Origin of the sequence: Lacticaseibacillus hegangensis (genome assembly GCF_003946465.1) — a bacterium.
GTDB classification, from domain to species: Bacteria; Bacillota; Bacilli; order Lactobacillales; family Lactobacillaceae; genus Lacticaseibacillus; species Lacticaseibacillus hegangensis.
The window spans coordinates 88,567-103,648 of sequence record NZ_RHOL01000006.1; the positions used below are offsets into that span (position 1 = coordinate 88,567).

At 59.3% G+C, this 15,082-nt stretch carries 15 protein-coding genes; 10 read left to right on the plus strand and 5 right to left on the minus strand.

Annotation, left to right across the window (positions count from 1 at the left end):
• Window positions 1–33 precede the first annotated feature (33 nt).
• Together EKM86_RS02705 and EKM86_RS02710 are read right to left on the minus strand one after the other, a co-directional pair.
• The gene (locus tag EKM86_RS02705) at window positions 34–1,176 is read right to left on the minus strand and encodes a trans-sulfuration enzyme family protein (RefSeq protein WP_125754980.1); all 1,143 of its coding nucleotides are present in this window, start codon (window positions 1,174–1,176) and stop codon (window positions 34–36) included.
• A gap of 1 nt (window position 1,177) precedes the next feature.
• Window positions 1,178–2,293, minus strand: coding sequence for a trans-sulfuration enzyme family protein (locus tag EKM86_RS02710; RefSeq protein WP_125754981.1), 1,116 nt, complete (start codon window positions 2,291–2,293; stop codon window positions 1,178–1,180).
• A 427-nt stretch (window positions 2,294–2,720) separates the two neighbouring features.
• Here EKM86_RS02710 and EKM86_RS02715 point away from each other — a divergent pair, with 427 nt between their 5' ends.
• The 6 genes from EKM86_RS02715 to EKM86_RS02740 all read left to right on the plus strand — a co-directional run bounded on the left by EKM86_RS02715 (window position 2,721) and on the right by EKM86_RS02740 (window position 8,120).
• A complete protein-coding gene (locus EKM86_RS02715) occupies window positions 2,721–3,437 on the plus strand; it encodes an aldo-keto reductase family protein (protein ID WP_125754982.1) in 717 nt (238 codons plus the stop codon).
• Between the two features lies 1 nt (window position 3,438).
• Entirely contained in the window at window positions 3,439–4,941 is a 1,503-nt protein-coding gene (locus tag EKM86_RS02720; protein ID WP_164506141.1) for a gluconokinase, read from the plus strand.
• Window positions 4,942–4,965: 24 nt separating this feature from the next.
• Window positions 4,966–5,304: a hypothetical protein gene (locus tag EKM86_RS02725; RefSeq protein WP_125754984.1), complete on the plus strand. Its 339-nt coding sequence runs from the start codon at window positions 4,966–4,968 to the stop codon at window positions 5,302–5,304.
• Window positions 5,305–5,431: 127 nt separating this feature from the next.
• On the plus strand, window positions 5,432–6,133 hold the full coding sequence (locus tag EKM86_RS02730) for a metal ABC transporter ATP-binding protein (protein WP_125754985.1): 702 nt from the start codon (window positions 5,432–5,434) through the stop codon (window positions 6,131–6,133).
• Window positions 6,133–6,927, plus strand: coding sequence for a metal ABC transporter permease (locus EKM86_RS02735; protein ID WP_125754986.1), 795 nt, complete (start codon window positions 6,133–6,135; stop codon window positions 6,925–6,927). Before EKM86_RS02730 ends, EKM86_RS02735 begins: the two co-directional genes overlap by 1 nt.
• Window positions 6,928–7,061: 134 nt before the next feature.
• Window positions 7,062–8,120: an LCP family protein gene (locus EKM86_RS02740; RefSeq protein WP_125754987.1), complete on the plus strand. Its 1,059-nt coding sequence runs from the start codon at window positions 7,062–7,064 to the stop codon at window positions 8,118–8,120.
• 92 nt (window positions 8,121–8,212) lie between these two features.
• Here EKM86_RS02740 and EKM86_RS12465 read toward each other — a convergent pair whose 3' ends face one another.
• Window positions 8,213–8,905, minus strand: a complete 693-nt coding sequence (locus EKM86_RS12465) for a hydrolase (protein ID WP_191988011.1) — start codon at window positions 8,903–8,905, stop codon at window positions 8,213–8,215.
• Window positions 8,906–9,216: 311 nt separating this feature from the next.
• Here EKM86_RS12465 and EKM86_RS02750 point away from each other — a divergent pair, with 311 nt between their 5' ends.
• From EKM86_RS02750 to EKM86_RS02760, 3 genes are all read left to right on the plus strand, one after another.
• Entirely contained in the window at window positions 9,217–9,978 is a 762-nt protein-coding gene (locus tag EKM86_RS02750; protein ID WP_125754988.1) for a DeoR/GlpR family DNA-binding transcription regulator, read from the plus strand.
• Window positions 9,979–10,054: 76 nt separating this feature from the next.
• Window positions 10,055–10,837 carry a glycosyltransferase family 2 protein gene (locus EKM86_RS02755; RefSeq protein ID WP_125754989.1) on the plus strand — a complete coding sequence of 261 codons (783 nt, stop codon included), beginning with the start codon at window positions 10,055–10,057 and terminating at the stop codon, window positions 10,835–10,837.
• A gap of 10 nt (window positions 10,838–10,847) precedes the next feature.
• Window positions 10,848–11,597 (plus strand): DUF975 family protein, encoded by a 750-nt coding sequence (locus EKM86_RS02760; RefSeq protein WP_125754990.1) that lies wholly within the window; start codon window positions 10,848–10,850, stop codon window positions 11,595–11,597.
• Window positions 11,598–11,673: 76 nt separating this feature from the next.
• On the opposite strand, the gene lepB is transcribed toward EKM86_RS02760, so the two are convergent.
• Window positions 11,674–12,273, minus strand: a complete 600-nt coding sequence (lepB, locus tag EKM86_RS02765) for a signal peptidase I (protein ID WP_225419339.1) — start codon at window positions 12,271–12,273, stop codon at window positions 11,674–11,676.
• 193 nt (window positions 12,274–12,466) lie between these two features.
• Between lepB and EKM86_RS02770 the strand changes: the two genes are divergently transcribed.
• Window positions 12,467–14,011, plus strand: a complete 1,545-nt coding sequence (locus EKM86_RS02770) for an ABC-F family ATP-binding cassette domain-containing protein (protein WP_125754992.1) — start codon at window positions 12,467–12,469, stop codon at window positions 14,009–14,011.
• Window positions 14,012–14,042: 31 nt separating this feature from the next.
• Here EKM86_RS02770 and EKM86_RS02775 read toward each other — a convergent pair whose 3' ends face one another.
• Window positions 14,043–14,786 carry a class I SAM-dependent methyltransferase gene (locus EKM86_RS02775; RefSeq protein WP_125754993.1) on the minus strand — a complete coding sequence of 248 codons (744 nt, stop codon included), beginning with the start codon at window positions 14,784–14,786 and terminating at the stop codon, window positions 14,043–14,045.
• Between the last annotated feature and the right edge of the window lie 296 nt (window positions 14,787–15,082).

Below are 15,082 nucleotides of genomic sequence, written 5' to 3' on the forward strand. Positions count from 1 at the left end.
GAAAGGGTCGCGTTTTTGCGTGGCTGAACAATCCTACTGGCACTTGGCGAGGGCCTGCGCCAAGTCGGTGATCAGGTCGCTTGGGTCTTCCAGCCCCACCGAGTAACGCAACAGGCCCGGCGTGATACCGGTTTTGGCGCGCTCTTCGGGACTCATTTCGGCGTGGCTCATCTTCGGCGGGTAAGACAAAATACTTTCCGCGCCGCCGAGTGACACGGAGAACTCAGGCAGCTGGCAGGTTTCCGCGACGATGCGGGCGTTGGCCTCGCTGCCGACGTCAAAGCTTAGCACCGCGCCGCCGCTAAGGGCCTGCTTTTGCTGGATGGCGTACCCCGGGTCTTCAGGCAGGCCCGGGTAGCACACCCGCGTCACTGCCGGCTGCTTGGCCAGCCAGGCCGCGATGGATAAGGCACTGGCACTTGAGCGCTGCATGCGCACGTCCAAGGTCTTGATCCCGCGCAGCAAAAGCCAGGTATCGGTGACGCCCAGCGTAGCGCCAAACGCGTTTTGCATGAAGTAAATGCGGTCGGCCAGGGCCTGGTCGTTGGTCACTGCGGCGCCGGCGATGATGTCGGAGTGGCCGGCCAAGAATTTGGTCGCCGAGTGGACCACAATGTCGGCGCCCAAGGCCAGCGGCTTTTGCAGCAAAGGGGACATGAAGGTGTTGTCGGCGATAGTGAGCAGGCCATGCGCCTTGGCCAGTTGAGCGACGGCCGCGATGTCGGTGACCTTCAACACCGGGTTGGACGGCGTCTCGATGTAAATGGCCTTGGTGTTCGGCTGAATCGCGGCTTCAATGGCGGAAAGGTCGGTGGGATCGACGAACGTGTGGGTGATGCCGAAGCGGCTCAGCACGTCTTCGAGAAGCCGAAACGTCCCGCCATACACGAACTTGGAGACCAGCAGGTGATCGCCTTGAGAAAAAATCTGCAGCACACTGCCAATCGCGGCCATGCCGGAGGCGAACAGGAAGCCGTGCGCACCGCCTTCCAGGGCGGCGACGGCGGCCTCGCCGGCCTTGCGGGTCGGGTTGCCAGAGCGCGAGTAATCGAACTCGCCAAACTGGTCAAAATCCGGCTGATTGAAGGTTGAGCTGAGCTGGATCGGGACGTTAACGGCGCCGCTGACCGGATCAGCGACGGTGGTGACTTTAATGATCTTAGTGGCGTCTTTCATGCTAAGCCTCCTTGGCGCTGGCCAGCGCCTGGCGCAGGTCCGCGCTTAAATCAGCGACGTCTTCCAGCCCCACGGACACGCGGATCAGGTTCGGCGTGATGCCCAGGGCGCGGCGCTGGGCCACCGGCATGTCGTGATGGGTCTGCACATCGGGGATGGTGACCAGCGTCTCCACGGCGCCAAGGCTTTCGGCAAACGAACAGACCTTCAGGTGCTGCAAAAACGCGTTGACGTCATAGCCTTTTGCCAGGTAAAAGCTGATCATGCCCCCGACCCCGGCGTACAGCACGCGCGAAACAGCGGCGTCATTTTTCAGCACCTTCGCCAGTGCCTGAGCATTGGCGGTGTGGGCCTTCATCCGCACGTTCAGGGTTTTCAGCGAGCGGATGAGCAGCCACGCGTCGAATGGGTCAAGGGTCTGGCCGGTGGTGGTGAGCTGGTCGCGCAAGGCGGTTTCCTGTGCGGCCGTCGAAGTGATCACGGCGCCGGCCAGCAAATCGTTGTGCCCGGAGAGATACTTGGTGGCGGAGTGCACCACCAGATCCGCGCCTTCAGTCAGCGGCTGCTGGTAAACGGGGGTGAGGAAAGTGTTGTCCACGACGACGAGGATGTCGGGGCGCTTCTCGTGCACGGCGGAGGTGACGGCCTTGATGTCGATAATTTTCATGGTGGGGTTCGACGGCGTTTCAAGCCAGATCAGGCGGGTGTTCGGCTTGATTTTGGCAAGCAGGTCGGCCACGGTCTGGCCGTTCCAGGTGTCGTAGTCGATTTGGTACTTGGCCTTGCGCACGTCAAAATAGCGAAACGAGCCGCCGTACAGATCGTCGGAGGCCAGAAAGTGGTCACCGGTTTGCGTGAACGTGGAAAAGACCAGGTCGATGGCGGCCATGCCGGACGAGACGGCCAGCGCCGAATGGCCGTGCTCAATGGCGGCCAGCTGCTGCTCGAGCAGGGTTCGCGTCGGGGTGGCCAAGCGCGCGTAGTCATAGCCGGTCGACTGGCCGAGGCCAGGGTGCCGGTACGCGGTGGAGAAGTAAAGCGGCGGGACGATCGCACCGGTGTGCTGGTCGTCAGTGCCGTTGGTGCCTTGAATTAATTGTGTCGCTAATTTTGTCATAGAATGCCTCCAAAGTGTGGGCAGTCCACGCAAAAAGGCGCCTCGCAGAAAGTTCTGCGGGACGCCTTGGCGTGGTACCACCCGAATTTCGCCTTTTGTCACCAAAAGACGCTTACGCCGTACCGCAAAGCGAGACGGCTGCGCGCTAACGGGCGGACCCGGCCGCAGCTTGCGTAAGCTCACCGCGGCAACGTGTTCGAGACCATACTTCACTTGCCCTGCGCGACCGGCTTCCACCAGCGCCGGCTCTCTGAACGCGCGCATCAAGTTACTCATCTCGACTGATTGACCAAAGATTACCCCGATAATGAGAAAAGGTCAATGGTTTTCTCATCATTGCGCCATGTTTATTAGCTGCCGTTTTTTGCCTGAAAAACGTGCGGCGTGTGGTACGCTGAAAGCAGACGAGAATAAGGAGAGACGAACCGTGAGTCATTTGACAAAATTAAGCGATACGGTGGCGCTGACTGACGCCGTCGCCATGCCCGAGGTGGGGGTGGTGGTCGACAAAGCGCCTGAGAATCTGGCCGAAGCGGCCCTGAAAGCCGGTTTTCGGCACCTGATCTGCAACCAGGCGAACTTGCCGGTGGTTCAGGCTGCAATCGCACAATCCGGCTTGCCGGCTGACGCGAGTTTTGTGACCGTGCGCCTGGCAGCGGGTGAGCAGCTGGCCCTGGCGGCACCGGTTGCCCTGATCGTGGCCGGCAGCGATGACGCGAGCCGGCAGGCGGCGACACAGGCAGTCGCGACGGGCCAAGCTCAAGCAAAGGCGGTCAGCGGCGAGATGGCCCCGGATGCCATGCTGGTAGTCCTGCCGGTGGGCGTGACCCAGCAGCGCGAAGCAGTTAAAGCGGCCAAGGCGGCGGGACTAAAGGTGGCCAGTGACTTGCCATTTGGCGAAGGCGACCTGGCACTGCTGCGGCCGCTGCGCCGCATGGCCGAGCGGTACGGTAAAACGCCGCAGCAGGTTGTGATTCGCTGGCTGCTGCAGTCAGGCGTTTGGCCGTGGCTGCCCGCCACCACTGCTGAAGAGGTTACCGAGTGGGGCGCTGTGTTTGACTTTGAGCTCAGTTTTCACGACACGCAGGTGCTCGCCGCCCTTGATGGCCGGCCGATGGCGCCGCGCAAGCACAGGAGGCACTGATATGGAAGTGGTCATCGGCGTTGATATCGGCACCACCGCCACCAAGGTGGTTGCCTTTGATGCGGCCGGCCGCAGCGTGGCGCAGGCGAGCCGGACGTATCCGCTGCTGCAACCGGAACCAGGCGCGGCGGAGCTGAAGCCACAGGCCATTTTGGCGGCGGTGCAAGGCGGCCTCAAGGAAGTGGCCGCGGCTCTGCCGGCCGGCAGTGTGGCCGGGATCAGTTTTTCCGCGGCGATGCACAGCCTGCTGGTGCTCGACGCCCAGTTTCAGCCGCTGAGTCAGGCGATCACCTGGGCGGATATCCGCGCGGCGCAGGCGTCCGCACAGCTCAAGGCGCGGCCAGACGCGGATGCCTTAGTTTCCCGCACCGGGGTCCCGCTGCACCCGATGACGCCGCTGGCCAAGCTAATGCAACTGCGCCAAGACGACCCAGCTTTGATGGCGCAGGCGCGGTATTTTGGCGGCATCAAGAGCTGGGTGCTGCACCAGCTGTACGGGCAGTGGGTGGCGGATTACTCGCTAGCCAACGCCACCGGCCTGTTCAACATCAAAAAGCTGACCTGGGACGAGCAAGCCCTGAGCTTGGCCGGCATCACGGCTGCTCAGCTGCCAAGGCTGTGCGACACGGATACGCTGCTACCTGAATTGACCGCAGCCAGTGCCCAGGCGCTTGGGCTGCCGCAGGCGACGCCGGGCATCATCGGCGCTTCGGATGGCACCCTGGCCAACATCGGGGTGAACGCACTGGCCCCAGGCGCCACGGCGGTGACCATCGGGACCTCCGGGGCGGTGCGCACGGTGATTGATTCACCGACCGTCGCGCCTTCCGGCAAACTGTTCACCTATTACCTGGCGCCTGGCCGCTGGGTCGTGGGCGGCCCGGTCAACAACGGCGGCATTGTGCTGCAATGGGCGGCGCACACGCTGCTGGGGCCAGACGCCACGGTTGACGCGGCCATCACCTTGGCCCTCACGGCGCCGGCCGGGGCCGATGGCCTGATCTTCCTGCCGTACTTGGGCGGCGAGCGCGCGCCGCTTTGGGACGCCAACGCCCGCGGCAGTTTTGTCGGACTGACGCGTCAGCATACCAAGGCCGACATGCTGCGGGCGGTGATGGAAGGGATCTTGTTCAACCTCAAGGCGGCCTTTGCACTGATGGCACCGCTGGTCGGGACCGCACCAGTGCTGCATGCCGCCGGCGGCTTTGCTAAAAGCCTGGCCTGGCGGCAGATGCTGGCCGATGTCTTCGACTGCCCGGTCGTCGTGCCCCAAAGCGTGCAAAGCTCGGCGCTGGGCGCGGCGGTGCTCGGCATGACCAGGCTGGGCTGGCTGAGCGGCCTCGATGACGTTGCCGACATGGTGCAGGCGGCGGGCCGCTATCAGCCCGGCGCCGCGGCGGCGACGTATCGCCGGCTCTGGCCGGTGTGGCAGGCGGTCGCAGCGGCGCTTGCGGGGACTTACAGCGACCTGGCCGGTTTTGCTGCCGGCGCCGATATGGTATGATACCCGAAGTATTGGAGGTGCAACATGTACGAATCAAACAAACGCCGGCATGTCAGCCCGGCTGTTGCCGAGGTGTTCCCGCAGGCAGTCACCGATCAGCTCTTTGATGTGATCGCGCTGATGCACAAGGCCGACCAGCTGGTGACCGCGCCGGTCGCGTTCGCGTTTTCCGATGACGCAACCGACTCGGAGATCTACGCGATGCTGATCCAGGGCAACCTGGCGCCGGCCCAAGAGTTCCCGCTGGATTACAGCGGCAAGAAGGATTTTCTGGGTCACGGCTACATCCTGATCGCCAAGGACAATCCCAAGGCCATCTACATTGACTTCAGCAAGGCCAACAACTTAGATGAGGTCCAGTAAGCGGGGCGACCCGCTTTTTTTGTCGACTTTTCTGAAAATGGTCCCTTTTTCTGGCCAGCGGCGCCGCATTGGGGTAAAATAGAACCCGTTAATCGTAATCATTACTGTTACTCACCGGAGGAATTCCATGCCTGAACCCATTTTGACCGTCGAGCACCTCACGTTCGGCTTTCGCGGCCGCCAGCTTTATCATGATCTCAGCTTCTCCCTTGCCGCCGGGTCGGTGACCAGCCTGATCGGCGCCAACGGGGTGGGCAAAACGACGTTGACCAAGCTGATCATGGGTCAGCTGACGCCCACCGCCGGGCGGATCATCAAGGCGCCGCAGCTGCGGCTGGGCTACGTGCCGCAGTTTCGCAACATCGACCCCGAGTACCCGCTGTCCCTGCGCAGCTTTGTCGCGCTGAATCAGATGGGCCGCCGGCTGCCGTGGCACAGTAAGCAGGAAAAAGCGGCGGTGACCGCAGTGCTGAAGGAAACCGGACTGCTTGAGCGCCAGCACCAGTCGCTGGGGATGGCCTCTGGCGGCGAAAAGCAGAAGGCCTACCTGGCACAGGCGCTGCTCACACGGCCGAATTTTCTGATCCTGGATGAGGCGACCGCCAGCCTGGACGTCAACACTAAAACCGAGCTGATGACGTTGGTCAATCAGCTGAATCAAAAGCACGGCCTGACAGTGCTGTTTGTCACGCACGACCTGGACCTGGCCAAAAGTTTCACCCAGCAGTACCTACTGCTGACCCAGACGGGCTACGAACTGCGGTCGACTGATGAAATGAATGAGGCCGCAATGCCCAAGGAACTGCGACCGACCCAGGAGGTGCGCTGATGTTCGAATACGAATTTATGCAAAACGCCTTTCTGGCCAGCACCTTTATCGCTTTGACGACCGGCATTGTTGGCGTGTTCGTCACGGCGCGCGGCATGTCGTTTCTGGCGCACACGCTGTCTGAGATCGGCTTTGCCGGCGCAGCGTTTGCGGTTTTGGTCGGGATCCCGCCGCTGGACGGGATGCTGTTGACCACGATCCTGTCGTCACTGTCAGTTGGCCGTTTAGCGGTGCGGCCCGGCCGGCGCGAGGCGTCGATCAGCGCGATTTCCAGCCTGTTCATCGGCCTGGGCATCCTGTTTTTGGCCCTATCGAGCAAAAGCTCCAGCTACGCAACCACCATCTTGTTCGGCTCGATCATCGGTATTTCCCGCGCCGACGTTTGGCAGCTCGTGGCGCTCGCGGTGGGGGTGCTGCTGACGATGACCATTGGCTACCGCGGGCTGGCTTTTGACTCGTTTGATCCGGTCGGCGCGCAGGCTCAGGGGCTGCGGCGCAACCTGCTGAGCATCTATTTTCTTTTGATCCTGGCAATTTCGGTGTCGATCGGCGCGCAAATTGTCGGCTCCATGCTGGTGTTCATTCTGCTGACACTGCCGTCTGCGGTGGCGCAGTACCTCGGCAAAACACTGCCGCAAATGATTGCCATTTCGGTGGGCACGGCGCTGGTCGGGGTGTGGCTCGGGCTGTTTCTCGGCTATGTCACCAACTGGCCGGTCACCTTCTTTATCGCGGTCATTGAGTGCGCCTTTTACCTGGTGGCCCTGACGATTCGCAACCGCCGCGAGCGGTGAGAATGGAAACGGTTTGCTCAGTTGCTTAATTTTTTGTTTAATCACGCCTGCGAGGGCGTTTTTTTAACCGGATTTTTCCTTTTCTGCCAAAAATCGAGTAAACTGATAGCAAGTATTGCTAATTGGAGGCAGCCATGGACAGACGAGATGCTCGCAGCCATCCGCGCCGTCACCCGTTCGGCAAGATCGTCGTCTTGCTGATCCTGACGGTCGCGTTTCTGGCTGGCGGTTACGCCTTGCGCCTGTATGCGCAAACGAAGACCGCGCTGGATACCACGTACGATAACCAAACCGTCAAAAAGGCGCAGGTCGATCTCAGCAAGCAAAAGCCGTTTTCCGTGCTGCTGCTCGGCACCGACACCGGCGGCCTTGGGCGCTCTGACAAGGGCCGCACCGACACCATGATCTTGGTCACTGTGAATCCGCAGCAGAAGCGCACGACGATGATCTCGGTGCCGCGCGACACGATGACCCACGTGGCGTCCAGCGATTACACCGGCGTCACCAAAATCAACTCCGCCTATACGTACGGCGGGACGGCGATGGCCGTGTCAGCGGTCAAGGATCTGATCAACGTGCCGATCAACTACTACGCGCTGGTCAACCTTGACGGGCTGGAGAAGATCGTCGATGCGGTTGGCGGGGTCGACGTGAACGTCGCGTTTTCCTGGACCGATCCGCATGTGGGCAGCTATCAGTTTACCAAGGGCCCGATGCACCTGGACGGCAAAGAGGCGCTGGCCTACGCGCGGATGCGCCACGAGGATCCGGAAGGCGACTACGGCCGTCAAAAGCGCCAGCAGGAAGTGATCGTGCAGGTAGTCAAAAAGGTCCTGTCGACCAAGACACTGTCCAGTTACTCGAGTCTGATGAAGACCCTGTCGTCTGATCTGCGGACCAACCTGAGCTTTGACGAGCTGGTCACCCTGGCGACCAATTACCGCGGCGCGTTCACCAACGTGAAAAAGGAGTCGTTGCAAGGCGATGGCGTCTACATTGGCGATGCGGCGTACCAGGTGCCAAGCACCAAGGAGCTGCAGCGGGTGTCTGACCTGGGCCGCGCGGAGCTGGGCTTGGCCAAGACGACGCTCGACAACTACAACACCAAGCAAAACGAGGCAAACACCAACGCCGGCTTTGACTGGAACAATGGCAACAACCCGTACTACCACGTTTATCAATACATTAAGTAACCTTGTTTGGGCGCCGGGCAATCGGCGCCTTTTTTGGCGGCCAGTGTGCATGCAAAAAGCCCACCGCGGCAAGCGGTGGGCTTAGGTGTGACTTAGATGATAGTAACGATGGCGGACAGGACCCCAGCTGAAGGAATCTGGCTGTTTGGCATCGCGACATCGATTTGGTGAGGGTTGCCAGCGGCAAAACCACCGGTATCGTTAACGACGCGGATCAGGGTCTGGCCGTTTGACAGCTGGATCTTGACGCGTGAGCCGCGCGGCAGCACGGACAGGTTTGCGGCAATGCCGCCGTAGCCCATGCTTGAGCCCAAGACGGCCGGATCGTAGAAGGTCACTTTGAACGTGCCCTTGCTGGCGCCGGTCGCGGTACTAGCGGCGCTGGTGGTGGTAGTGCGCGTTGCGGCCTGAGCAGCTTTGGCAGCCGCATCGGCTTTTGCCTTAGCGGCAGCGTCGGCCTTTGCTTTGGCGTCCGCTGCGGCCTTAGCCTTGGCGGCGTCTTCCGCGCGTTGTTTCATCATGGCGTCAAACTCGGCGTTGTCGCCTGGTTTGATCGGGCTGATCGCGCTCGGTGCGGCAATCAGCTTGTTAATATTCACGACTTTAGCGGCAGTTTGAGTGGCCGCTGGGGTGACCCCGGACGCTTGCGCCTGGCGACTTGCGGCATCGTCAGTCGAAATCGCTTCGACCGGCTGCGTGCTGGTGTAAATCGCGAAGACGGCGGCAAGTGCGGTTAAGGCGCCAATCCCGAAAACTGATGAATGTTTGATTTTGATAAAACTCACTCCTATTTGATTGAAAATTGACGATTCCCCCGAATACACTGAGCAGTATATCGAGCACGCGTGTCAGTCAAGTGCCAGTCAGTTTACAAAAGTAACTGTTTCTGTCACACTGTCATGTGCCCGTAATAAACTAGCCATGAAATTTTGGTGTAACCGCATTCTTGACGAATAATGGGCAGTCAATGAGAAAAATTCCCTGTTTTTGGCGGTTGCTCACCACCTTGGCGAATATAGATTGCCAAATATGGGTAGCGGCCATACCGCCGGACTGTAGCGTATAATGGAAATAATCATGGAAAGGGGGCGGTCTTGTGACGATGTACCGCGAGAAACGCTTTGAAGAGATCAAGCGGCTGCTGACGGAACGCAAGGAACTCAGCATTGAAGACATCATGCAGGCCGTCGGAGTCTCGCGCGATACGGCGCGGCGGGACGTGGTCGCGCTCGCGGCCAGTGGCGCAGGCCGCCGCACCCGAGGCGGGATCGTGTCTTTGACATTCGGCCACACGGTGCCCAGCTACTCGGAGCGCCTCAAGCTCTTTTCAAAGGAAAAAACCGCAATGGCCAGGCAGGCGCTGAGCCTGATCAAGCCCGGCGGCGTGTACTTCATCGATGATTCAACGACGCTGCTCAAGCTGTCGCAAAGCATTGATGTGCCGGTCACCATTTACACGCACTCGCTCGACAACGCGATCGCGCTGGCCGTCAAAAGCGACGTGACGCTGCGGGTGCTCGGCGGCAAGCTGAATCATCACGGCCGCTTCTTCTTCCAGCCAGAAAACCTGACGACCCTTCGCCGCATCGCCTTTGATGCCGCTTTTATCGGCGCGACCGCGATGAGTGCGGCCGGGGTGTACTTCCCTTACGCGGACGACGCGGACGTCAAGGCGACGCTGGCCCAGGCCGCCCGGCAGGTGATTGTGGTGTCGGAGACGCAAAAGTTTCAGATTCAGGCGCCGTACCGCGGCTTCCCACTTGCCGCCGTCGATGTGCTGATCACCGAGCGGGCCTTGACCAAACAGGAGCGCGGCTGGTTCGCCGGCCAGACCCAGTTCATGGTGGCCGGCCAGTGAGCAGCCAGGCTGGCATTTGGCCGGTTGTTTGTGCGATACTGCATGCAGCTTTTAGAAAAGAAATGGTGGTGGCGTTTTGCCCAGTCCGTTAGTGTCGGTGGTCGTGCCGATCTACAATCTCGCCCCGTACTTGATGCGCGGTGTGAACAGCTTAATCAACCAGACCTACCGCAATCTGCAGGTGCTCTTGGTTGACGATCATTCCACAGATGACTCGGCGGCGCTGATCGCGCAGGCGGCCCAGACGGATTCGCGGATCGAACCGATTTATCTGCCTGAAAACCGTGGTGTGTCCGCCGCCCGCAACGCGGGGCTGGCGCAGGCCCGCGGCCTATACGTGGCCTTTATGGATGGCGATGACTGGCTGGCACCGGGGCTGATTGACCGGTTTGCGGCGGCGCTTGAGGAAGGCCCGTACGACATTTTGGTCAGTCCCTTTTACGTGGATGACCCGGCGCCCAAGCCGGTGCCAAAGCGCCTGTTGCGCTCGAAAGTGCTGTCGCGCCGCCAGTTTCTCAGCGGCATGCTGGCCCCGGTCGGCTATTTGCGGGGCTATTTATGGAATAAGTTTTACCGGCGCAGCGTGATCGAGTCAGCACACCTGCAGTTTGACGAGCAGGTGGCGCTGATGGAAGACGAGCTGTTCAACGCGCAGTATGCGCTTGCTGCCAGCCGGTTTTACTACCTTGGCGAGCCCGGCTATCACCACGTGGTGCGGGCCGATTCGACCACGCAGTCGCTGAGTGTGCTGGCGGCTTTGCCCAAGCAGCTGACCGCGTTGTGGCAGATTGGCGCGCTGATTCGAACCAGTTATCAAACCGGGGCCGTGCCGGAAGAGCCGGTGCGCTCGGAGCGTTAGGAGGAACACTATGCAGTCAATGACTCATCGCGAAATCAAACATCAGGCCAAGGCGCGGCTCAAGCAGCCGGGGATGTACCGGTCGCTGATGCTCGCCAACCTGCTGCCATGGCTGATCGTGCTAGCGTTCACCGCCTGGGCGTTTTTGACGGTGTGGCAGATCATGCAAAACTACGGCCTGGCCAACATTGCGGCCAATCCCGCTAACTTCAGCGATTACTTATCCGGCACCAATACCTTGTCGGATCAGACGCTGCTCCAGTCGGTGGTGATGCTGTGGTTCACCCAGGGCATTGCCTTTACCGCGCTGGACGTGATGCGCGGCAAGGTCTCACACGTGTCGCCTCTGGGAGCGCTGCTTAAGACGTTCAACAGCCGGTATTTCTTCGGGCTTCTGTCGGTCATGGCGCTGACCTGGGTTGCCAAGAGCCTGGGCTTTTTCCTGCTGGTGATTCCCGGCATCCTCGCCATGTACGGCCTGTCGATGAGCTACTACCGTTACTACGACGGCCGGCAGGAGGAACAAGATGGCCATCCGTACAGCAGCACGACTGCGGTGCTGGATTCCTGGCGCCTGATGCGCGGGCGCAAGCTCAACTACTTTGGCCTGCAGCTCAGTTTGCTGGGCTGGCAAGTACTCAAACTGGTGACGCTGCACGTGTTTGATTTTCTGATCAATCCGTACCTGCAGCTGGTCGACGCGGGCTTTTACGCCAACGCCCGGCTGGAATACGAAGTGCAGCGGCAGATGATGCCGTAACGCAAAGCGCCGGGGGCCTCAGCTCCCGGCGCTTTTGCGTAAAAAAAACCGGCCCCCCTGCAGGGACCGGTCTGACTTAAAAGATTTTCATTTGGTTGAGCGGCCAATAACGCCAGACCACCACGGATTGCACCTTATTCTTCTTGACGAAGCCGAACGAGCGGCTGTCTTTCGAGATCAGGCGGTTGTCACCCATGACGAAGTAGGAATCCTTGGGCACCGTCTCGCTTTTGGTGGAAGGCCAAGTGGCAATGTTGAAATTAATGGTGAAGTTGATGCTGTTTGGATCCAGACCCTGCTTGCTGGCGTAAGCCGCGATTTCTTTTTTGGCAAAGGCGCGGTCCAGGTAGGGTTCGTTGGTCTTCTTCCCATTAAGATACAAGACGTCATTTTTGAAGCTGATGGTGTCGCCAGGCATGCCGATGACGCGCTTGATGTACAAGGCGCCAGGGTCGTCAGGCGCATCGATCACGACGATGTCGTCGCGCTTGACCTGCTTGTGGCGCAGGGAGTACAGCCGGTCGCCGTTTTCCAGCGTGGTCTGCATCGAAGGGCCGGAGACGATATCTTTGCTGACCACAAATTTGACCAGCAGCTGCACCGCCACGACCACAACGACGAGCATGACCACAAACTCGATGAGGGTTCGACCCCACCCGCTATTTTTTTCTTTCAAAATGACACCTTCCCGCAGCAATTTCATCTAGCATACCACACGAGAAAAACAAAATGAAAGGCTGAGGGCAGGTGAACCAGCTATCAATAGTAGAAAGTTTCGCGACCGCGAGTGCACTTGTTTTGAAAAGGGCCCCTGATTGTGCTAGCATTAATCGAGTCGTTTTCAGAAAAAATTAAAAGGAGGGCTCACGGTGAGCGTCTTAACAGTAACAGGCTTAAGCCAGCGGTTCTTAGACAAACAGTTATATCAAGATGCCAGTTTTCAGGTGAACGAAGCAGATCACCTGGGGGTCGTTGGCCAAAACGGGGTTGGCAAAAGTACGCTGATCAAGATCCTCACCGGCAGCTTTGAGCCCGATGCAGGCACCATTGTGTGGAAAAAGCACCTCAACGTCGGCTACCTCGATCAGTACGTCAACTTGAAGCCAGGCCAGACCATCATGGAATTTCTGCGCACGGCGTTTGCGGCGCTTTACGCCAAGGAAGCTAAGATGAACGAGATCTACGCCGATTACGCGGCGGCCCCTGACGATGAGCTGCTGGAAAAAGCCGGCACGCTTCAGCAGGAGCTGGAGGCCAACGAGTTTTACGACCTCGACACGAAGATCGAAACGGTCGCGACCGGGCTGGGTCTGGATGCCATCGGGCTTGATCACCCGGTCGACGCACTGTCCGGTGGCCAGCGGTCCAAGATCATTTTGGCCAAGCTGCTGCTGGAAAAGCCCGACATGCTGCTGCTCGATGAACCGACGAACTACCTGGACGTCAGCCACGTCGAATGGCTGACCGGCTGGCTGCAGGAGTTCGAAGGGGCCTTCATTGTGATCTCGCATGACTTTGACTTCTTGGAACAGGTGACGAACGCCATTCTCGACATTGAATTTGGCACGATCACCAAGTACACGGGGTCACTGCACCAGGCCATGCGCCAAAAAGAGGCCGATCACGAGACTTACATGAAGGCTTACGAAAAACAGCAGGCGGAAATCAAGAAGCAGGAAGCCTTCATTCGTAAGTTCAAGGCTGGCACGCGGTCGACCATGGCCAAAAGTCGCGAGAAGCAGCTGGCCCGCATGACCAAGCTGACCCCGCCGGGCAACCGCGCGCAGGCGCACCTAGTCTTTCCTTATCAGGACGTACAAAGCCAGATCCTGGTCGATGTCAACGACCTGGTTGTCGGTTACGACCAGCCGTTGTTGGCCCCGATTAACTTCACGGTGGCCAAAGACGAGGTCATCGCGCTGGAAGGCTTTAACGGGATCGGCAAAACGACTTTGCTGCGGACAATTTTGGGTGAGCTGAAGGCCATCAGCGGCAACGTTGAATACGCCGACAATGTGAAGTTTGCCTACTTTGAGCAGGAGCTGAACTGGGCGATTCCCAAGCAGACCCCGCTGCAGTTTTTGCTGAACAAGTACCCGGCTTTGAGCCAGCGGCCGCTTCGTCAGGTGATGGCGCGCACGGCGCTGACCCGCGAAGAAATGGATAAGCCGCTGCAGATGCTTTCCGGGGGCGAGCAAAGCAAGGTCAAGCTTGCCGACCTGATGCTGCAGCCCAGCAATGTCTTAGTGATGGACGAACCGACCAATCACTTGGATGAGGATACGAAAAACGCGCTGGCGGCAGCCTTGCAGGCATACCCCGGCGCGATCCTGATGGTTTCGCATGAAACTGGCTTTTACGATGACAGCTGGGTCGACACGACCATCAACATTGAGAACTTACGGGCAAAGTAATTTGCTAGGCCGCCGTTGTGCGGCCTTTTTTTTAGTGGCCAGCGGGGATGAGCATGACCTGGTACGTGTAGTCCCGGGTGACCGTCTGCATTTGGTTGGCGTTTGCAGTGCCGGTGACTTTTTCGGCGAGCTGGTTGGCATCGCGCACGGAAAAGGGCTGATCGAAGTTGGTTAAAAGATCGCTGACGCTGGCCTGGTCGGGTAGCGTGTAGTGAAAGTCGTGAGTGTGATAAGAAATGTGGTGGGTCGTCAGGTAATCGCTGACGTTCATCGCGCGGGCCGGATCGGCCTGAGGCGACGTGGGCGTCGGCGTGTTCAGTGCGTCAGCCATTTTAGTCAGGAGGGAGCTTGCCGCCTGGGTTTGCAGGTTCAACACCAAGGCGCGGCGCCCGAACGCCCTCAGTTTGGGCAAGTCGGCAGGGGTCAAAGTCGGCAGCTGGCTGACAAAGGCCAGATCTGCCCGGGGCTTTGTGGGCAGTGTGTGCCAGTCTGCTGAGGTGAGGCGATAGTTGGTCTGGTCATGGGCGGTGAGCCACTGGTCCGCCAGCTTGAGCATGTTCTCTGCCCAGTCAATCAGCTCCACTGACTGCGCGGCCTGGGTCAGCGGCAGGGCGTAACGGCCGGTCCCCGCAGCAACGTCGACGACAGTCAGGGTTTTAAGCGGCAAGCGTTGGGCGAGGTACTGCACCACGTCGGTTTCGATGGGCAGGCGCGACTCTTGCTGCACAGTCGCGTAGGTTTGGGCGAAGTCATTCCATTCTTCCTGATTGGTCATCAGACTGCCTTCCTTCGGATATAAGTTGCCTCTATCTTATCAAATTTTCATACTTAGCCGGTTATTTCGAGAAATTTTCAATTCTCGTTGACACGGGTTGACCTGGTTGGTATGATACTAAAGTTGTCGCAAGGCAGTCATGCGTTGCGACAAGCCACTTAAAACTTTTTGTTGACAGTGGCTGCCCAAGTAGGTATACTGAATTAGTTGCCTCAAGGGCAAGGTAGTCCTTTGAAAACTGAACAAAGTTTCGTAAATGTGATAGGGCTTTTCAATGAAAGTTGAAAAGAATTAAT